The organism is Nostoc sp. DedQUE04, from assembly GCF_034530995.1.
Lineage (GTDB): Bacteria > Cyanobacteriota > Cyanobacteriia > Cyanobacteriales > Nostocaceae > Nostoc.
Genome location: NZ_JAVRCA010000001.1, coordinates 128,072 through 150,437, shown reverse-complemented (window position 1 = coordinate 150,437; position 22,366 = coordinate 128,072). Strand labels below are relative to the sequence as shown.

Genomic DNA, 22,366 nt, shown 5'->3' with positions numbered 1-22,366 from the left:
AAAATAAAATTCCGACATTTTTTCAAGGTTATTTGTATTTATTTAATGAACTTGTTCCTAATTTTAGTAGTCCCTTACTACTCATCACAGATTTTAAATGTCATCAAATTAACTCTGACAATAAAAATTTATTCGTGACTACTTGATTGTTAGCTAACAGATAATTTATTGTAGAAACTGGGTTTATTGGCGTAAATCCTATGTTTTTTGATATTACTCTATTCAAGCAACATTAACTTTAAGCTAACTTCACTAAAAATTTAACTTCAATAAACAAATTTCCTCCGGAAAATCACACTTTTCTAGGAAAATAAGAGTGTCGGGGAACATGAATACTTAGGTATAGTCAAAATAAAAATGTTTAGACAGTACTTTATTGATTGTAGTTTCAGAGTCTCAAGTAAATATGCTTAACAAAAGTTTGTCTAAATTCCTAATTCAGCCAGCTGTAGGTATGGCTTTGTTAACTGCTGTCAATGCCGCTGTGTCATCTGCCAGTCTAGCTCAGGGACAACCATTACCACCAACAACACAACCACCAATTACACAAACACAATTAGATACTAATTATTCATTAGGAGGCGGCGATCTCATCCGTGTAAATGTATTTGAAGTACCTGAATATACAGGTGAATACCAAATTCCTCCCGGTGGAGCAATCAACCTACCTTTAATTGGCAGTGTATCGGTATTAGGGCTAACAACTGAACAAGCTTCTGACGAAATAGCTAGAAGATATGCTCGCTTCCTCAAACGTCCCTTGATTTCAGTCAATCTCTTGTCTCCTCGTCCTATAAATATTTTTGTTGCTGGAGAGGTGACACGTCCTGGAGCTTACACTCTAAACTTGAGTGGAGGCGCCGGGAACAATCCAGGCGTACAATACCCCACTGTATTAGCCGCATTAACAACAGCGCAGGGGGTGACTTTAGCTGCGGATGTGACTCAAGTTCAATTACGGCGTAGAATAGGACGTTCTTCAGAGCAATCTGTCACCCTCAATTTGAAAGAACTCATTCAAACAGGCAAGTTATCGCAGGATATTACCTTGCGGGATGGAGACACTATAGTTGTGCCAACAGCAACCAACTTCAACGTCGCAGAATCTCGCAATATATTTGCATCCAACTTTGCCGCCAGTCAAACCACACCCCGCACAGTAACAATTATTGGTGAAGTTAACCGTCCTGGTTCGTATCTTGTCACCCCAGGTAATACAGATAGCCAAGTGGGCGCAACCCCTAACAGTGGCACTGCCAGTCCCACTGGTTTACCAAATGTGACACGAGTAATTCAATTAGCTGGCGGGATTACAGCACAAGCTGATGTGCGTAATCTCAAGCTACGCCGACCTACAAGAACTGGCTCAGAACAATCTATAGATATTAATCTTTGGCAACTGTTACAGAGTGGTGATGCCAATCAAGACATCATTGTGCAAGACGGAGATACAATTGTTATTCCGACGGCAACTGAAATTAACCCCGCAGAAGCGACTCAATTAGCTACGACTACTTTGTCTCCTACACGGATTCAGGTTGGTGTGGTAGGCGAAGTTAAAAAACCAGGTCTAACAGACGTTCAACCAAATAGTTCTTTAAATCAAGCTATACTCGCTGCTGGCGGATTTAATGATGCCAGAGCTAGTAGTAGTGCTGTTGATTTAATTCGCCTCAACCCTAATGGTTCTGTCACTAAACGTATAGTAAAAGTGGATTTCTCGGCTGGGATTAATGAGCAAACTAATCCCATACTCCGCAATAATGACGTTGTAGTAGTCAACCGATCTGGTTCAGCTAAGACTGGCGATACCGTCAACACCATAACTGGACCTCTAGGTGTTATCTTTAATCTTTTGAACTTATTCGGACTTTAGTTTAAAAGATAGATGCAAATTGGGGACGTTAGCCAACCCTCTTCGTCCCTAAAATTGCACTATCCTTTAATCAAAAGCAAGTTACACATAACAAACGCTTCACAAGACATTGCTTCTTCCAACTTGCGTTTTCTAAATGCTGTGATACTTGTTAAGACAAGTCTGCTATAAATACTCTGACAGCCGCTCTCTTCTGATTTGCCAATGTTCTAAGCTATCTGACCACTTTTATATATCCGTCATTATAATAATTTTAAGTAATATTACCTATAAAAAAATACTGTAAACTTTAAAACTCTCACTGTAAATTTATAATGTGCATTGATAGGCTTTTGAAATCTTTATTGTAGGTACTCGGATTTCTTATGATAATGAGAATATTTTAGAAAGCAGATTTCGTAAATACTAGTTCATCACTGATTTTTAGTCATTCAGTGATTCTTATTATCATAAGAATTATTTAAGTAAATCAACTAATTGATGACAGATATACTATTTTAACCACAGATACCGCGTATACACAGTAGAATGATGTCGAATTGGAAATGACGCCATTTGTACGGTTGCTTGGTGTTCATGAATAGGGTAACTCTGGATACTGATATTTTTTATTCAGTGACTTTATCAGATGTTTGCAATTTTTTGGAACACAAGCTCAAAAGGTGGTTCAGCCATATTTACGCGAAAATGCGCAGGTTTAAACCTATAAAACCGTGTATAAACTTACAAGTGGCAGTGATACGACCGTATCCAATACTGGGTTATTAACTAAGGCTAGAGTTACTAACCGTTAACGATTGAGTTTTTGCAACATACCCTATTTTTTCCCTATGATGATTCATGGTTTCGGTTTTCTCAGTTTGAGCGCATCTCTTGTACTTCCCTGGGCATTAACAGGTCTGGTTCAAGGGCAGAGAATAACAGAGTCTTTCTTTAAAGATGTTCCTCAGCCATCCACTATTCAGGAAACACCACTACCTAACCGCAAGTTGATCAGTGGTATTTCAACTGGGACAACATACTATGTTAGTGGTAACGGAAACGACAGAAATAGCGGACTTTCTACCTCATCCGCTTTTAGAACACTTCAAAGGGCAGCAAACCTGACTAATCCTGGCGACACGGTACTTATTATGAACGGGCAATACAAAAATGGGCCCAAAAACGGTGCTGTACTAAGTATTAAACGTTCTGGAACTGCAAATGCATGGATTAAATATAAAGCATATCCTGGGCATTTTCCAAAAATTCAGCACAATACGTGGAATGGTATCTCGATTTCAAATGGAGCTTCATACATCGAGATTAACGAGCTGGAGGTTATAGGGAACAATGCTAATATCACCCGTAATTATGCGTTAAGTCAGAAATATAACACATCAAATCAGTTTACTAGCGGAAATTGCATAAGCATTGATGGAGGAAACAAAGGCCGTTCTCATCATATAAATATTCTAAACAACAAAGTGCATGATTGTGGAGGAGCAGGTATCTCAGCAATCCAAGCTGATTATGTGAAAGTGGATAATAACACTGTTTTCAATAACGCTTGGTACACAGTTCATGGTTGCAGTGGCATTTCCCTGCTTAATAATTGGAGTTCTGACAACAAGCAGGGATACAAGATATTTGTGACCAATAACAGAAGCTACAATAATCGAATGTACGTTCCTTGGATTGGTTCCGGAACGATTTCAGACGGTAATGGTATTATTGTTGATGTTTCAAAAGGATATAGAGGACGGATTTTAATTGCAAACAATCTCACCTACAATAATGGCGGTTCAGGTATTCATTCCCATGATAGTCAGCATATCGATATTATCAACAACACGGCATATTTGAATCAGCAAAGTCCAGAAGTTAAAAAAAAGGGAAAAGGCGAAATTTATGCGGGTTATTCGTCTGATGTCAAAATTTTCAATAACATTATGTATCCTTCCCCTGGTAATGTTGCGAATAGCAATATGAAAAATGTCAACGTCAGTTATAACTACAATGTTTATCGTAATAATTCGACAATCAAGATTACAGGGCCTAACGATATGATTGCAGATCCACAGTTTGTTAATGCCTCGGCTCGTGACTTTAGATTGAAATCAACAAGTCCGGCAATTAATAGTGGCTTAAAGTGGAGTAGTTTGAAAACTGATTTTCTAGGCAATCCTCGTGTGTCCGGTTCTGCACCTGATAGAGGAGCATACGAAAATCGGTAGTAGTTAAAAGTATGGCATTGGGTTGTAGGATAAAGTTTTTATTGATATATAGCTTTTGTCTACAACTCAATTCAAGAAGGCCAGCAACAGCCACGAAGCAAAACAGTGAAGATATATCTTATCCGATCTAGGAGCGCTATATAAATAATTCTTAGTCCGGTTAATTACTTATTATTTAAAACTTCTGGCGTCTTTACGTCAGTCTTTATTAATAAATATTTATCCGGACTTGATGTAACTCCTAAAATAATTTTTTAGAAGCTTTATTTTTTCGCCAGTCCCTTAAGCTCTTTTTTCAACTCTCTTGGGTTAAAGTATTCGTGAGAATGATATCGATAACTACTAGATTCATTTTTATCAATGACTCCATTGACTACTAAACCTAGAACGTTGTAATTGGATCTCTCTAATATCTCTTGAGCAGCATTAGCACTGTTGGAATCAATTACTCCGGGTCGGGCTACTAACAAAATACCATCAGTCATTTGGCTTAAAGTCAAAGCATCGGCTGCCAAAAGCAGTGGAGGAGCATCAATAATTACAAAGTCATACTTATACTGGGATGAGAAACTATCAATGAGTGATGCCATCCGTTTTGAGTCAAGCAAAGCAAGTGGGTTGGGAGGCCTAACTCCAGCAGTTAAAACATCAAGGTTGTCCATTACCTTAGATACGGCAATGTTAAATTCAGCCTGACCTACGAGAACCTCACTTAAACCAACTTCATTGGTTAATTGCCAGAGATGATGTTGAGAAGGAACTCGCATATCTGCATCTATTAATAAAACTTGACGTCCTAGTTGAGCGATCGCTGCTGCCAAATTAGCTGAAACTGTAGACTTGCCTTCTTTAGGAATTGCACTAGTTATCACAATGGTTTTAAGCAATTTATCTGAACTTAAGAATTTCAGATTTGCTTGAATCATTCGGTACATTTCACTCGTTAAAGAGTGGGGAGTATCTCTGACGGCAACTGTTTGAGACGTTGATTCTGCATTGGAATCACGGGAACGAAGCTTTTTAACAGACAAAGGAACAATTCCTAGCAAAGTATATCCAAATACATCTCTAATTTCTTTAAGTGTTTTTAGAGATCTATCTCTCATCGCGAGAAAAAGTACAGTTGTGGTAGCAAAAAACAAACCGAACATGACTCCTAGCACCAAAACAATTATTTTTTTGGTTAATGTAGGATCTTCAGGCACTAAAGCCTGAGCAATAATTCGGGAACTAGGGGTATTTGTATTTTCAACTAACTGTAATTCTTGAACCTTTTTCAATAGAGTTTGATAGGTCGATTCTGCAACTTCAACTTTCCGTTCTAACTCCCGCTGGTTTTGAGCCAACTGGGGTATGAGTTTCACCCGCTGTTCATAGCTGGCACGAGAATTATATAGTGACGAGAGTCTTTGAGTTAAGCCAAAACGTTGTATTTCTGATTGCAGAAAGTTTTGTATCAGGCTTTGTCTGAGTTCTCCAATCTGCAATAGGCTCTGGGGAACTTGTGTTTGATTGCCAACAGTCTGACCAACTTGCTGTTGTAGGAGAGATTTTAAATTCGCTTTTTTTGCTTCTAGGTTAATAATTACTGGGTTATCATCTAGAAAACGGCTGCGCTCAACCGCTAACTGCCGATCGGTCTCTTGGAGTTGTGTAAGAATTCCCTGTACTGCTGGTGACTGACTGAGGGCACTCACAGCGATCGCTTCCTGAGAATTTAGCTCTACTTTCTGCCGTAGTTGATTGGTTTGGGCATTTACCTCATCCAGTTGAGCCTTAACAGTATTCATCTCATTGTCTAGATTTCCAATAGTCGCAACAGCTGACCTTGTTTCCTCTGATAAATCTGCAATCTGATGCTTTTGTTTAAATATACGTAGCGCTACTTCTGCATTATTAACAGCAGCTTGAGTTGTAGGAAGTTGCTTGGCCATAAACTGACGAGTCGCTCCTGCCTCAGAGCGATTTGTCAGAATATCATTTTCTAAATAAAACCTCATAATTGTGTTGACTACTGCTGCTGCTTCTTCAGGATTGTGACTTTTATAAGTAATACGCAATACATCTGTCCCACCAACAATTTTTAGGTTCAGGGCTTTTAGTAATGCTTTCACCTCCAAAGGTTCACCTTCGTTGTCTTTTAGTTGTAGTTTGTCTATTGTCCGTTGTAATAAAGCTGGGGAAGAAATAACTTCTATTTGACTGCTTATGGGATTTTGAGTTGCTACCAATGGTTTCAGATCTCCTGCTTCTCCTCCTTCAGAGGTATCAGGGTAAAGATTATTGCCTGCTACTTTAAAACTGGGAATCCTGAATAACAGTTTTCCTTCTGCTTCATAGTCTGGCTTCAGAAATTGTGTAGATATGGCACTCAGAATAACTGTCGCCACAAATATACTGAAAGCAGGCAACCACCAGCGTTTCAATATCAATAAGTAACGATTAAGGTCTAAATCAATAGATTCTCTAGATTCCATAGATTTTTCTGACATAAATCTTCCAAAGTACAGGTCTTAAGCAAGAAACTCAAAATTGACTTATAACAGTCACAAACCAGTGCAATTGACAATACTGATTATGTATAATTTTACAATATAAAACATAGTATAGACGAATACGGTTCAGTTAAAGCTTAACTCTTTATCGAAATCCTTTTTTTAACGAACCGCCAAAGACGCAAATAAAAGAAGCAAGAAGTGCTTAAATGAAATGTATTGTAGTATATATTTAAGTGAAAAATTTAGTCCCCATTGAGTGCAAATCTATAACGGTAGTGTGTGTACCTTTATTGAGCAAAACCTTTATTAGCTTTGGGATTTCAAGTGAGTTAACTACGTCCTAACTATAACTGCCTTCCCATAAATCAACCCTTTAATAACAAGAGGTTAAATTAAATTTTTTTTGCATTAGCCATCAACCACTAATATTCATTCAAATTTATTTTTGGATTATCAAAGACTTGATTTTTTACTTAGATGGATTTTTTACTTAGATATTATACGGCTAGATTCCTTGTCATATTAACTATCTTAGCCAAAGCAAAAATTTCAAAGTCAAGTAAAAAACTCGTTCTTTAGTCATTTTGTAATTTTTGACCATAAACATTTACTCATTACTCAACTCACTTACTACTTAATATAGTAATTCTGAAAGTTAAAGTAGCTACCTACTTTGCCAAACTTTATCGTAAGCATCTAACAGTTTTGGAGCTTGATATTGCCATTCAAGAATTTCCTCCATTCTACGTCGGCCCTCGGCTCCGATCTTTTGTCTACGTTCAGGAGAATCTAGAAGTTCCAAAATTTTCTCGGCAAATTCTACCTCATCATTAGGTTTGGCATAAAGAGATGCTTCTTGTGCAGAACGTCTTCCCTCTCGCAAATCAAACTGGACAATTGCTTTTCCCATTGCCATGTATTCAAGAATTTTATTCATAGTGCAGTTTTCGTTATAAGCAGATGTTGGAGAAGGTTCTACACACACGTCGCAGCTGGAAAGCCGCTCTAAAAGTTCTTCACCTTGCTTAAACCCTGTAAATTCTACAAAATCATTCACTTCTAACTCTTTGGATAAGTCCTTGAGCTTTTCTGCCATAGGACCACTACCAATTAGCATAAAGTGAATATCAGAGCGATTTTTTTTGTGGACAATGTAATATACCATTCTTAAGAGATAATCGATACCTTCTGGTTCTCCCATGACACCCATGTAACCTATCAAGTAGTTTCTACCTCTGCGGTAATTGGGGTTTGGAGGCATTCGGCGAAAGCGCGAAAGATCCGGCGCACTACGAACTACAAATACTTTCTCTGGTTTCTTGTGCCCACGCTTAAGAGCTACTTCTCGGTGTGACTCGTTCGTTGAAATTACCATATCTGCTGTGGCATAGGTTAAGCGTTCGGCCCAGCGTAATCCATAATAAAAAATATCGCGCCGACGATACTTAGCTTCATACATTTCTGGACTGAGATCGTGATGATCGAAGATAATAGATATACCATGAAATAATTTAAACCATGCTGCTACCAAGAAAAGTAAATCGGGCGGATTACAAATATGTATGACATCAAAACCACGCTCTCGCCATACCCTTTGAGCTAGACGGAATTGCCAGTTAATCGCCCAACTGTACTCTCGGAGATAGCCAATGACAGAACTTTCTTCCGGTGGTAGAGGGTGACGGTAAATGTGAATCTGCTCAATAATTTCGTAATCTTTTTCAAAGCCATTACCCGTAGGTGAAATTACACTAACTTCATACCCAGCTTTTTGCAAAGTAGTTGCTTCCATCCATACCCGTCTATCAAAAGGAACTGGGAGATTTTCAACAATAATTAATACTTTTTTCGGTGATGCCATAATAATTTCAATTTTTAATTAGTTTAGTCAGTAATTATTCACTCACTCGGAAAAATGGTTGAAACCCTGAATTTATGGGTATAGCCAGGGTAAATGTGAAAGGCTACTTTAGTAAAACACTCAGTCGTCAAGTCTAAAATATACCTCATTTATGGAACTTATATTCATAACTTGGCGAAACTGGATTAAATAATAAATATGCATATACACATCATGACAGCTATCAGTTTTGCTGTTATTAGCTGGTTACAATTATATTGATTAATCATCTGATTTTTAGATTTTGACTGAGAGAGATGCCGCCACATAGAGTATCCAAGTCAAACTATTTGATTCCATTAAGTTAGACTCAGTGAGGCTAGATAAAAGTATATATGTCATGTGTATAAGTGGCCAAATATCAAATGCTGTTTTGCTACTACGCACCCAAGCAAATCCTTGGAGATAATTGCGCCAAAATCCAAAAAAGAAGACTCCTAAGCCCAAAAGACCCAAATCTAGGCAAAGAGCCAGATATCCATTGTGGGGGTGGCTTGGCGTCCATGCAGCTGCAAGCCAAATATCGGCAGATTCGCCATTCCATCCTTGCCAGAATCCACCATAACCGTAACCAAGCCAAGGATGTTTCCAAATCTTATCAATTACTAATGGCCACAACTCTGTTCGACCCGTCAGCGTCGCATCTTTACCAATTGCATTGAACAGGACATTCGCGTTACTAGACAACCAAAAATATAAGCTTTGGCCGATAGTAGCGATCATTATTAGGGTTGGTACCATGAACTGGTAAGACCAACGCCAAATTTGAAAAGCAAAAAATGTCAATATTATGATTAATAGGTTAACTAAAGATGAACCGGAAGCAGAAAGCCGTAAGAGTAGTATTGACAAGACAAACCCTGCCCAGAAAAGCCAATTACGTCTTTGAGTTTGATAACCAAGTATAAAAAAAGTCATACTACTCGTTACCATTCTTGCTCCCAGACCGTTTTTGTGCGTGAATACTCCACGCCACTTTGAGCCATCCAAATCGCTCTGTATTCCGTATTTAGGCAAAGCTATGGCAAAAACAAAACTGAGTATTATAATAATTGCAAAATTCCAAGCAAGTAAATGTAACTGCTGTTTTAAGCTATATCGCGAAGCAAAATATAGTCCAAATAAACTGGAATTAATCAGGGAAAAACTATTTTTTAATGTTGTTGATGGTTCAAAAGACCAAATAATAGAAAAAGCTGACAATAAAATTAAAGAATAAAGCCAAAAGTCTTTCCTAAGGAAATAAAGAGTTTTCTTCCAACGCAAAACTAATAGTACTAAGGTAACTAGGTAGATTAAAGAATAAATAATTCGAATCACAGAGCTATCATATTCTACTAAATCAGTCTGCCCTGCTCCTCCTGACAGTACAACAACAAAAATTGCCCCTGAATACATCAGCAAGCTCAAAATTGTGAATACCTGTTCAGCAAAAATTAGTATTTTCCTCATAAATAAATTAACTAATATTTATTTTGCATATTCAGTTCTTTATAATAAACTTGAACTGTTTGAGCGGCAATATTTGACCAATTTAAATCTTCCTGACAGCGAGCTAATGCCGCAGCTTGCATACCTTGTTGCAAATCGCGATCGCTTAACAAATAAATAATGGCATCAGCTAAAGATTGAACATCACAAGGTGGAACTAACAAACCATCTTTTTTATGCTGAATTATCTCACTTAATCCCCCTACTTCAGAGGCTACAACCAAGGTTCCCATCCCATAAGATAAGGCTGCCACTCCACTTTGAGAGGCTTCTATGTATGGTAGAACTGTTATCGTACTGCGTTGAAATAGATTACTTACTTCTTCAAGGGGGATAAAGTCATTGATAATTTCGTAGTGTTTCTCATCATAACCATTAGGGAAATATTGTTTGATATTTTCTCCCCGTCCAGCGATAATCAGTTTGACTTCAGGTATACGTTCAGCAATTAAAGGCATAGCCTGAAGTAAATATTTCAATCCTTTGTATGGCCAGATGCGGCCAAAAAATAGTAACGTATTTGGATCGCGAGTCTGACTATATTTCTTACCCCGACGCTGATACAAACTACCAAGTTCCCCATGTGGTAAAACATTGACTCGCTCTTGAGGTATACGAAATTGTTCAATTAGAATCTTTTTTAGTTGATGAGTATGAACAATCAATTGTTGGGAACGATAGAAGGCAATACGCCTAGTATACTCTGAACCGAATACAGCCATGCTATCTCCTGGGTGACGGAATATGTCGTGGATAGTTGTCACCAATGGCGGCATTTTGTTGAGTAACAAAGCCCAATCATACCAAGGATCGTTAGTTTCTTGCACATGCAAGATATCCGGCTGTATGTCTTTGATAATACGCATCATCGCGTACATCGACAATAGGTTGCGTGGATCGCGAATCCGTGGTTTTTTAAAGCTAATTACGCGGATGTTGGGATCGAGAACATTGCTACAGACATTTGAAACTTTTTCCGGGTGAATTAGCGTTAAATCAACATATTTAACCAGACTGTTTGCTAATTCAATAGTGTAATCTTCAAAGCTAAAATGTAATAAAGCAACTTTAATCATAATTACAATTATATCCTCCCTCTTAAATTCTTTATTTCATCAGTTTTTATATTTTTTTATTTATGAGTTAATAATAATTTATTTGAGACTAATTACATTACTGCGATCTTAACAATTTCAACCATAAAAACCGAAACCCTCCAAATGCACGAATACCTAAATAAGCTACAAATAAAGTATAAACACAAGTTGCAATAATTAGAGTTAATATAAAGTTTAAACTAAGTTTTTGTAAAAATATTAATATAGGTAGCATTACAATAGTTATTATTAATGGTCGGCGCACAATTTGCCATAAATTTAATGAAAATAGGCGAGTATAGGTGAAATAAATATACTGGCTAAAACCAGAAATAGTCATTAATAATACCATTAAAGCTGCACCTAGTAACTGATAGCGCGAAACTAATACCACACCTCCTAAGCTCCCTAATGTACTGGTAATAACTACTTCACGTAGGTTCACTATCTCGAAACCATTGGCTACAAGTAAATAAGTCAGTGAGCGGGTAAACGGCAAAAAAATAAGTGATGCAGCGCTGATCGTAAGAGCTATATTTGCTTCAGCAAAGCTAGCATTATAGAGAAAAACTAATAAATCTTTGCCAAACAATAAGATCCCAAGAAATAAGGGCAATGCGATGATTAGTAGGATTTCGATAAGATTTTCAGCTATCTGCCTCTGCTTTTCCCTTCCTTGCTCTACTGCTTTTGAAAGCCTTGGAAATATTGCTAAACTCATACTGTTAGCAATAATCAAAAACGGTTGTAATAATTGTGTTATTCCGCCAAATAAACCTACTAAAAACTCGTTTCCTAATAATGAAAGGATCAGTATTTGAATTCTGCCAATTACTACAGCTATTGCTTCAATAGCAAAAAATGTGCGCGCATTTTTGATTGTATTCAAGACAAAATTTCTATCAATTTGCCATTTTATTTTTACTAACCGAGCGATAAAAATCCATTCAATTACTAAAATTAGTGTTTCAGAAAACACTAGGATCGCCCCTAAATATTCAATTCCATATTTTAATTGCATCGCCCAAATCATAATTATTAGGCGTAAAATATAAACTGGCACTGTAGCGATCGCAATCAGATGCATCTTTTCTTTCGCTTGAAAAATTGCCTCTGTGATATTAGAAAGCGCAAAGGGGATAATCGTTAAACCCATTATGTAACAAACAGTCGAGGTTTTAGTACTATAGGGAAGTAAAAATACTACAATCACCAATGCTCCATAACTGAAAAAACTAAATATTAGCTGTAAGCAAGTACCACTCATTAAATAGACTGATGTTTTTTGTGGTTCACGAGCTAGTTCTCTAGTGAACAATGTTTTTAGCCCTTGTGAAGCAATGCCTACAAAAATAAAATAGTAGCTATATGCTAGTAGATACTGCCCTAAAGCCTCAGCTCCTAGAGTACGAGCAATCGAAGCGGTTAACACAAAGGCTGTAACACTTTGTACTAAACGATTGAGTATCATTGAGAAGGAATTACTTATGAATTTGTACTTTTCTACCATTCTTATAATTCTTAATTCAGCTTAATTCTTTCATTTTGAGTCATCATGATTTTTTCGGATATATCCTGCTAGATTTTTTAGAACATCCTCTGTGTAATGTAAAAAATCTAAATTGAATCCGCCACAAATTAAACTGAAAACTGCAATAATTTTATTGATTTATACGAAAAGTAAATTCTCTAATCATAGCTGCCCAGCTAGAGATTTTTCTCTTAGTAAGCACCATCTTTTTGCAAAACCACCATAACTGTTTTAAGGAGAATTTCAAAGTCTAACCTTAGTGACCAATTTTCGATATAGCTAATATCGAGATGAATCACTTGTTCAAAATCTAAAATATTTGAGCGACCTGAGACTTGCCAAAGACCCGTAATACCAGGTAAAATTTCATGTCGAATAAAATGATGTTCGGCAAACTTTTCAACATCTCTGGTAGGTAAAGGGCGAGGTCCCACTATACTCATTTCTCCAAGGATAACGTTAAAAAGTTGAGGTAATTCGTCTAAACTGTAACGACGGAGAAATTTTCCAACACGGGTAATGCGAGGATCATCTTTAATTTTAAAGATAATCCCATCTTTTGTTTCATTTAATGCTTCTAATTCTTTTTGTAACTTTTCCGCATCAGACCTCATTGTTCTGAATTTCCATACTTTAAACTGTTGACCATGTAGACCTATACGCGTTTGTTTGTAGAATACTGTGCCTGGAGAGTCAAGTTTTATAGCTATAGCTATAGCTATATAAATGGGGAATAAGAACATTACAAATAAAGTTGCAAAACAAAAATCACAGCTACGCTTTATCCAAAAATCTTTACCTGTAATTATCGGACAATCCAAACTTAAACAAGGCATTCCTCCTATTTTGTTGAATTGTACGTTTTTATAAATTGGTTTTAATTCCATCGGTAAAATATGTACTTGTATCCCAGATGCTTGAAACAACCAGCACAAAAACATTCTATTTTTTAGCGCATCCCAAGATATAAAGACTTCTGTCACTCCTAGTTGATTAAGCTGAGTCAATGTTTGCTGACGCTGATATCTGTCTAGTGAATTGGCATTCGCAGTTCCAGATATAATGTAATGCTTTTCTTTTTTTATAAAACTCTCTATCTGCTCGTGATCCTGAGGATCGCAAATAATGAAAACAGAAGAACGAACTATTTTTTTTTGTTTGCGTAGATATTCAAGAGTAATATTTACAGCATATCTACCAGTACAAACAAAAAATACACTTAGCAACCAAGGTAATAATATTAATTTTGGACGTGTTATATCAATAACTGGTTTATACAAAAAACTAACTAATAGTATTAATCCATGAGCAAAAGTTAGCGATTTGATAATATTGAAATAGTCATAACGTTTTTGACCTTCTCTATAAATTCCTTCGATAGCTAGCGATCCTATTTGAATCCCAATAGCTGTTAAAATCGGTAAATAATGGCTCGGTATATACCAACTAAAGTGTCCATCAGTAGATTGATATGCTGCTAAAACCCAAGCTAAAAATAAAAGAGTACAGTCTACTAAGAATAATGTTGTTAATCTTAACCACCACGAACCCTTACGTACTGTGACAAACGTCGATGCACGTAAATCCAAAGGTGCTTCACTGAATTTATTTGTTGTAATGCTTTGATTACTCATGAGTAGGAACACTTGGTGTAGGTAAAATTTGATAGGAGCTTAAAAATACAAGACAATTTAGCTATTTCACTATTTTTATTTACAAATAAACCTGGAATTTTTAGTCTTAGTCTTAATCATTTTCTTTAGAGTAACTTTAAGTTCTCGATCAAAAACATTTTCCAGGTCGGGTTGAGTGCTGTTTTACTAACGAGATATTTAGGTTTGATTGCAGTATATAATCACATTTTAGTCTGTACAAATTTAATGAAAAAAAGGATTTGTTGACCAATTTAGATTATTAGTAATTAAACAAAACTGCGGATGTTAAGAATCAAGCAAGTAGGCAAACATAAAAATAAAATATTATAATTTTCCAGGTTACTAATACATCAGATCGATCGTGGATATCGCAGATATCTTGGAGAGTTTCACTTCTTTGTTCGAGGTATAGAATTATTGATATAACCTCAGAAATCACTCTAGCATATTTATTTAGACTAATTCAGCTTTGAATATAAAGTTGTCTTATTCTATCTGTTGTTCTTACGCAGAATTACTGATTAAAAATTATATTACATAACTTATAACAAAATGCATTAAAAGTTTGATTTTTGTAATAAAACTTTACATTGGTGACTTAAGTCAGTTTCATAGACATTTCTGAATGAAGTCTTAAAAGGGCAGCAACCTTAAGATGAGACTGTAGTTTAGAGTAGAAGGCTGATGTTACAAACTTAATTGAGTTTTATAAGGTTGGCTAAATTATCCAAAAAAATAAGATTATGACTTTACATTAAATTTATATAATTAGAGACAAAATGAAGATTTTGTAAAAACTATCTTTCATCAAGTAGATTTTACTGAGATAGGATAATGTACCTTTATAATTACGTGTAAGTGTTTGTATTTATTCGATAAAACAGAAATTTGATTTTTGGGATTAAACTGCAATAATTTCGAGTTTCATTTCAATCAATAAGACACAGGGTGAAAGTATGGTGACTAGCAAATTAGATATAGTAGATCGATTGGGCAGGTTTTTAAACAATAAAAAATGGCGTTTGCTGACAAATTTGCGTCTAAACAATTTAAAAGTTAATAAGATTTTACGACCAACAAATGATTCGGAAATAGGCAAAGTCCAAATAGAGATAAACAATTTATATTTTTCTGAAAAAGATTATAGGGATTTTATAAATTCGGATGTATTAAGTAAATATAATCAGCTTGATTACATCCATTCTAAGCCACTTGAATATCTGACGACAATGAGTCTATTAGATTTGAAAGAAGGTGATGAAATACTAGATGCTGCTGGTGGTGAGAAAGCTGAATATATAAAGGCTTTAATGGCAGTTTCGGAGTTCAAATTGAATGCTTACTGTCAAGACTCCTTATTGGACGGAAAAGTCACAGATGGAATTAAGTACATTGGTGGCTCTATTGATGCGATCCCTCTCCCAGATGAATCTTTAGATGGAATTAGCTGTCATCATTCTTTTGAGCATTTTCAAGATGATTTGGATATTAAGTTTATTAAAGAGGCAGTACGTTTATTGAAAGTGGGCAGAAAACTTGTCATTGCACCGCTATTTTTAACTAACGAATATGCAGAAATCTGGAACAATAAACGGATTCAGAAGCCCAATGTTGACAAAGCAATTACAATTTTTGACAATACTGCAAGCTTTGCTGGATGGGGTGCATATGAAGGCTTTGCTAGAACTTATAGTCCTGATGCATTTAAAACAAGAATTGTTGAAAATTTACCGAGCAACTGCTATGCAAAAATCTACAAAGTTATTGTAGATGGGAAACCTGTGCCAGACCTCCAAAAAAATTATCATCAACCTCTGCTCAATGCTGAAATGAAGGCACTGGTAATAGTCAAAAACTAAAGAGCAAGCAACTTTTTAGTTTGATAAGTGTTATAGCTGTTTGCAATTCTTTGGAGTTCAAATAATTAGTAGGGGTGCACAAGATGTCTGTGTGCTCCTAGCGTCTGTATGATTTAATACTGCTGTATATCAGTTCTATGATAACTAATAGTATTCTGCTTATTTTCTAAAGATTGGAAACTGTATTTGCTCATATCTTTTTTAGTCATAAACCTTTAATTATTTATGCCCACTGGAACTTAATATAGAAAATGCAGATAAATAGTCAGACATCAGAAGAATATAAGCAAAAGATTACCTTAAATACCTTAACTAACATTATCGACACTCAAGTTTTACAGGAATTAAATGATACCCAAGTAGTTTATCATCAGTATCTGTGCATTCATCAAATGTTCGAGATGCAAGTAGAGCGATCGCCCCAAGCCATTGCAGTAATATGCGAAAATACACAACTTACTTATCAACAGTTAAACCAGCGGGCGAATCAACTAGCGTACTACCTACGTTCTTTAGGCGTTGGGCCGGAAGTACTTGTGGGTATATGTCTGGAGCGCTCCTTAGAGATGATTATAGGATTACTGGGTATTCTCAAAGCTGGAGGTGCTTATGTGCCTTTAGATCCAGCATATCCCTCAGAACGTTTAGCCTTTATTTTGGAAGACACCCAAACAGCAGTATTGTTAACCCAAGAAAAATTGGTCAAAAACTTACCACCGCATCAGGCACAAGTGGTTTGTCTGGACTCAAACTGGCAAGGGAATATCCAAAACAGTCAAGAAAATCCTGTAAATCAAACTACAGCTGATAACCTCATCTACGTAATCTACACATCTGGTTCTACAGGACAGCCCAAGGGTGTGATGATTTCTCACCGTGGTATTTGCAATCAACTCCACTGGAAGCAAACAACTTTTGGATTAACTCACGCAGACAAAGTTTTACTGACTATTTCTTTTAGCTTCGATCCTTCAGTGTGGCAGATATTCTGGCCATTGTGCTTTGGGGGGCAATTATTTATAGCTCGCCCTGGTGGACATCAAGATACAGCCTATCTTGTGAAGGTGATTACTGAGCAGCAAATCACAGTTCTGGCTTTAGTACCTTCTATCCTGCGTGTCTTATTAGAAGAGAAGGGAATTGAAAATTGCCGATTCATCAGACACATTACCTGCGGTGGTGAAGCTTTACCTGGCGAACTTATAGAACGCTTCTTTGCCCAACTGAATTTGGACAATGTTTTACATAATTGTTACGGCCCGACAGAAGCTTCTATTGATACCACTTTCTGGAGTTGCCAACGTGGCACTAATTATGCTATTGCACCCATTGGCCGTCCGATTACCAATGCAGAGATTCACATCCTCGATGACAATTTGCAGCCAGTGCCTATTGGTGAATCAGGTGAACTGCATATTGGCGGTATTGGTCTAGCGCGAGGTTATCTTAACCGTCCAGAATTGACCATAGAGAAGTTTATTTTTGACCCCTTTAGCTCTGAACCTGGGGCACGCCTTTACAAAACTGGGGACTTAGCACGTTATTTGAGCGATGGTAATATCGAATTCCTTGGTCGGATTGACCACCAAGTTAAAATACGTGGCTTCCGAATTGAATTAGGAGAAATTGAAGCCATACTAGCTCAACATCCAGCACTGACGCAGACTTTAGTCATAGCCAGAGAGGATGCGCCTGGAGACAAGCGACTCATAGCATATATTGTTGCCAGTCCAGAGCAAATTCCTAGTCAGGCTGAATTGCGTCGCTTTTTGGAAGCTCGGTTGCCAGAATACATGGTGCCTGCTTTCTTTGTCTTTTTGGACACCCTACCATTAAATCCCAACGGTAAAATAGAGCGCCGCGCCTTACCTGCACCGGATACATCTTATATTAGGCTGTCAAATAACTTTGTTCCACCTCAGAATTCGACAGAAGAAGTCTTAGCTGGCATTTGGGCGAAAGTTTTGTGTCTGGAACAAGTAGGCATCCACGACAATTTTTTTGAATTGGGAGGGCATTCACTCCTGGCCACTCAAGTGATGTCTAGAGTTCGTCAAGCTTTTCAAATAGAAATAGCGTTGCAACTCTTATTTGAGAATCCCACGATCGCTACTTTAGCTCAAGCAATTACCCAAAACCAAACTCCAAAAAACGACCCCCAAAATCAGACCATTCCTCAAATAGCCAATCGGCAATCAGCCCCTCTATCCTTTGCTCAGCAGCGAGTCTGGTTTTTGGAGCAGTTGGAACCCAACAGCCGAGCGTATATTGTCTCCAATGCACAACGCTTAACGGGCAAGTTAAACCTGAGTATATTACAACAGTCATTAGATGTGATCGTTGTCCATCATCAGGCATTGCGAACCAACTTTATTACATCACCTGATGGTAGCCCCATACAAGTAATTGGCACGCCTCGGCCAGTGGAACTTAAAATCATTCAGGTAACAAAAGACCAAGTAGAATTGCTCCTAAATCAAGAGGTGCAACGCCCCTTCAACTTAGAATCTGACTTAATGCTGCGTGCTACTTTGCTCCAAGTAGACGAGCAGGAGCATATACTCCTGTTAATGATGCACCACATCGCCTCAGATGGTTGGTCAATTGGTATTCTTTGGCAGCAGTTAATAGCGCTTTATGAAGCCTTTTTGAGTAGTAAGCCTTCTCCATTAGCAAAATTGCCCATTCAGTATGCCGATTTTGCTGTGTGGCAGCACCAATGGCTATCAGGTGAGGTACTTTCTAAGCAAATTAACTATTGGAAAACCCAATTAGCAGGTGCTAATACTGTACTGGAATTACCCACCGACCGACCACGGCCACCAGTGCAAACTTACCAAGGAGCAGCCCAATCTCTGATGCTACCGCCGACTTTGAGTGCATCACTCACAGAACTCTCGCATCAGGAGGGTGTCACTCTATTCATGACATTGCTGGCAGCTTTTGGGACAATACTGCACCGCTACACTGGGCAAGAAGACATTCTTATCGGTTCTCCCATTGCCGGACGTAACCGTTCTGAGATTGAAGAGTTAATTGGATTTTTTATTAACACTGTTGTTTTACGGACTGATTTTGCGGATAACCCCAGTTTTCGTTCAGTGCTAAATCGAGTTCGCCAGATGGCATTAGCTGCTTATGCCCATCAAGATATGCCCTTCGAGAAACTGGTAGAAGAACTGCAACCAGAGCGAGATACCAGTCGTAACCCACTGTTTCAAGTGTGGTTTAATATGCTCAACTTAAGGGATATCCAACTGAAACTACCTGGAGTGGCTATCGAACCAGTCTCGATCCTGGAAACAGCTTCTAAGTTTGACTTAACCCTTTACGTTACAGAACAAAATCAAGGAATTCAACTTGATTTAGTCTACAACACCGATCTGTTTACTTCCGAGCGGATGATGGAAATGCTTCATCAATTCCATCACTTGCTAAATCAAATTGTTGCTGCTCCAGAGAGGAAAATTAGTTTATATTCTCTGGTGACACCAGAAGCGCGACCTTTGCTGCCAGAGCCAAGGGCGGTTTTGCCAGAACCACAGTATGAATTGACGACAACAATGTTTACCTCTTGGGTAAACCGTACCCCAGAACATTCATCACTTCGTCAAGGAATTCGCACTTGGAATTATGAGGAATTAGGCAAAATCGCTCAAACTTTAGCACAGGTTTTGTTATCCTACGGAATAAAGCGGGGAGATGTTGTAGCCGTATATGGTACACGCAGCTTTGGGCTAATTGCCAGTATGCTTGGTGTACTCTTGAGTGGTGGTGTGCTACTCACCCTCGATCCGAAACTTCCCAGCCAACGCCAGCGCCTGATGCTACAGGAAGCTAAAGCTAAATACATATTATATATTGATGGTCAGCGTCCAGAAGACGAAAATATAGGGGAGTCTTTAACTAGCATCTGTGTTAACCGAGACACAGGAGAAGCTATAAATTCCCAAAAAAGGATTGAAACCGTAAATCTACCTGAAATCGCTGACGACGATGCAGCTTATATTTTCTTTACTTCCGGCACTACTGGTGTACCCAAAGGGGTGCTGGGGTGTCATAAAGGGTTGGCGCATTTTCTGAACTGGCAGCGACAGACCTTTGAAATTAATCAGCAAGACCGCATTGCCCAATTAACTGGTCTTTCTTTTGATGTCGTTCTTAGAGATATCTTTTTACCTTTAACTAGTGGTGCAACCCTATGCTTGCCAGAAGAAGGCGATAATCTAGAACCGACTCGAATTCTGCGTTACTTGGAAAATGAGCAAATTTCCGTACTTCATACAGTTCCTTCGCTGGCGCAATTATGGTTAGCGAATGTGCCGTCAGGAGTCTCTTTACGTAACTTACGCTGGTTATTCTTGGCTGGAGAACCTTTGAAAGAAACCCTTGTAGTTCGCTGGCGGGATGCTTTTCCAGAATCAGGTGAAATAGTTAATCTCTACGGCCCGACAGAAACAACTTTGGCAAAATGTTATTACCGAGTACCTGTTGACTGTAGCCCTGGTGTACAGCCAGTAGGATTACCGTTGCCTCAAACTCAAGCACTGGTTTTCACATCAAATAACCAACCATGCGGTATTGGTGAACCGGGCGATATTGTAATCCGAACTCCATTCCGCAGTTTGGGCTATATCAATGCCCAGCAAGAAAACCGTTCTCGGTTTGTCAAGAACCCTTTTCGGAACGATCGCCAGGATTGGCTTTATTATACAGGCGATCGCGGATGCTATCGTCCAGATGGCTCTCTAGAAATTCTCGGTCGCCGAGATCATCAAGTCAAAATCCGGGGGATACGCATTGAGCCAGGGGAAATTGAAACGGTGTTAGCCCAACACCCAGATGTACTCCAGACTGTAGTAATTGCTCGTGAAGATGTTCTTGGCGATCGACGTTTGGTGGCTTACATTATACCGAATCAAGACTCAGCAATTGCAATTACTGATATCCGTAGCTTCCTCTCGACAAAATTGCCACAGTACATGCTACCTTCGGCTTTTGTCGTGCTGGACACCATGCCCTTAACTCCCAACGGCAAGGTAGACCGCCGCGCTCTACCAGCACCAGACTTATCGAGGCAAGAGCCAGAAGCCAGCTTTGTTGCTCCCCGCAATCAAGTGGAACGTCAATTAACCCAGATTTGGGAACAAATTTTAGGTGTCCAGCCGATTGGTGTTAGAGATAATTTCTTCGAGCTAGGAGGACATTCTATCCTAGCAGTAAAACTGTTTTGGCAAATTGAAAAGACATTTAATAAAAACCTGCCTCTTGCTATTCTTTTCCAGTCAGGGACTGTAGAAGCTCTAGCCAAAATAATCTGTCAAGAAGAAGATTTAACAACAAACTCGGTTTTAGTAAATACCTTAAATCAGTCAAAATCTAGCTGGTCATCCCTAGTAGAAATTCAACCCAACGGCTCCAAGCCACCTTTTTTCTGTATTCACGGGCTGGGTGGAGAAGTCTTATGTTTCCGTGAATTGGCATTGCATCTGGGGACAGAACAACCATTTTACGGATTGCAACCACGAGGGCTAGATGAAAAATACCCTCTCCATACCCGCATTGAAGATATGGCAGCGCACTACATTCAAGAAATTCAAACCCTTCAACCTCATGGCCCTTATTTTCTCGGAGGTTATTCCTTTGGGGGTACAGTTGCCTTCGAGATGGCTCGGCAACTCTATGAGCAAGGCGAACAAATTGGCATTTTAGTTATGCTTGATAGTTGCCGTCTAGGTTATAGCTGGCAAGCGCCATTTCTGAAGCGAGTTTTTTTGCATTTAAATAATATTGTTCAACAAGGGCCTAACTACGTTTGGAAAAAGGTTGTGAGATGGAGTTATTGGCGTAAGCGAGAACTGCAAAATACATATAACCGTTATTTGGAAGACGTACTTCATGTACCTGAAACTGACAAGCATTTAAAGGTTATAGATACTAACACTCAAGCCCTTAGTGATTATATTTTTTCACCTTACCTTGGTGGAGCTATTCTTTTGCGGACAGAGGATCAAAATCGGGACGAAGCTATAGGCACAGAATACGCTCCTCAATTCGGCTGGGACGAGGTAGTAGTTGGAGGATTAGATATTCATTACCTTCCCGGATCTCACCTTGACATACTTAAAGAACCCCATGTACAAGTATTAGCTGAAAAATTGAGAAATTGCTTAACTCAGGCGCAGTCTCAGATTGCAAAAAATTAATTTGAACTTTTCCGTTAGTTCACCTTCGCACAACTCA

10 protein-coding genes are annotated in these 22,366 nt (G+C 38.2%); 4 read left to right on the top strand and 6 right to left on the bottom strand.

Annotated features, from left to right (window positions below):
• Positions 1-406: 406 nt before the first annotated feature.
• Both RM049_RS00650 and RM049_RS00645 read left to right on the top strand, forming a co-directional pair.
• Positions 407-1,876 carry an SLBB domain-containing protein gene (locus tag RM049_RS00650; protein ID WP_322685417.1) on the top strand — a complete coding sequence of 490 codons (1,470 nt, stop codon included), beginning with the start codon at positions 407-409 and terminating at the stop codon, positions 1,874-1,876.
• An 830-nt stretch (positions 1,877-2,706) separates the two neighbouring features.
• The gene (locus tag RM049_RS00645) at positions 2,707-4,092 is read left to right on the top strand and encodes a choice-of-anchor Q domain-containing protein (protein WP_322702815.1); all 1,386 of its coding nucleotides are present in this window, start codon (positions 2,707-2,709) and stop codon (positions 4,090-4,092) included.
• Between the two features lie 263 nt (positions 4,093-4,355).
• On the opposite strand, the gene RM049_RS00640 is transcribed toward RM049_RS00645, so the two are convergent.
• The 6 genes from RM049_RS00640 to RM049_RS00615 all read right to left on the bottom strand — a co-directional run bounded on the left by RM049_RS00640 (position 4,356) and on the right by RM049_RS00615 (position 14,243).
• Positions 4,356-6,584, bottom strand: a complete 2,229-nt coding sequence (locus RM049_RS00640; RefSeq protein WP_322671726.1) for a GumC family protein — start codon at positions 6,582-6,584, stop codon at positions 4,356-4,358.
• Between the two features lie 670 nt (positions 6,585-7,254).
• On the bottom strand, positions 7,255-8,451 hold the full coding sequence (locus RM049_RS00635) for a glycosyltransferase family 4 protein (protein ID WP_322671725.1): 1,197 nt from the start codon (positions 8,449-8,451) through the stop codon (positions 7,255-7,257).
• 276 nt (positions 8,452-8,727) lie between these two features.
• The gene (locus tag RM049_RS00630; RefSeq protein ID WP_322702346.1) at positions 8,728-9,888 is read right to left on the bottom strand and encodes an O-antigen ligase family protein; all 1,161 of its coding nucleotides are present in this window, start codon (positions 9,886-9,888) and stop codon (positions 8,728-8,730) included.
• A gap of 65 nt (positions 9,889-9,953) precedes the next feature.
• A complete protein-coding gene (locus RM049_RS00625; RefSeq protein WP_322702814.1) occupies positions 9,954-11,057 on the bottom strand; it encodes a glycosyltransferase family 4 protein in 1,104 nt (367 codons plus the stop codon).
• A gap of 97 nt (positions 11,058-11,154) precedes the next feature.
• Entirely contained in the window at positions 11,155-12,588 is a 1,434-nt protein-coding gene (locus tag RM049_RS00620; RefSeq protein WP_322702813.1) for an oligosaccharide flippase family protein, read from the bottom strand.
• A gap of 212 nt (positions 12,589-12,800) precedes the next feature.
• Positions 12,801-14,243, bottom strand: coding sequence for a sugar transferase (locus RM049_RS00615; protein ID WP_322685411.1), 1,443 nt, complete (start codon positions 14,241-14,243; stop codon positions 12,801-12,803).
• 977 nt (positions 14,244-15,220) lie between these two features.
• Here RM049_RS00615 and RM049_RS00610 point away from each other — a divergent pair.
• Together RM049_RS00610 and RM049_RS00605 are read left to right on the top strand one after the other, a co-directional pair.
• Complete coding sequence (locus RM049_RS00610; protein WP_322671720.1) at positions 15,221-16,123, top strand: methyltransferase domain-containing protein; 903 nt, start codon at positions 15,221-15,223, stop codon at positions 16,121-16,123.
• Between the two features lie 251 nt (positions 16,124-16,374).
• The gene (locus RM049_RS00605; RefSeq protein WP_322702811.1) at positions 16,375-22,329 is read left to right on the top strand and encodes a non-ribosomal peptide synthetase; all 5,955 of its coding nucleotides are present in this window, start codon (positions 16,375-16,377) and stop codon (positions 22,327-22,329) included.
• The last annotated feature ends 37 nt before the right edge of the window (positions 22,330-22,366 follow it).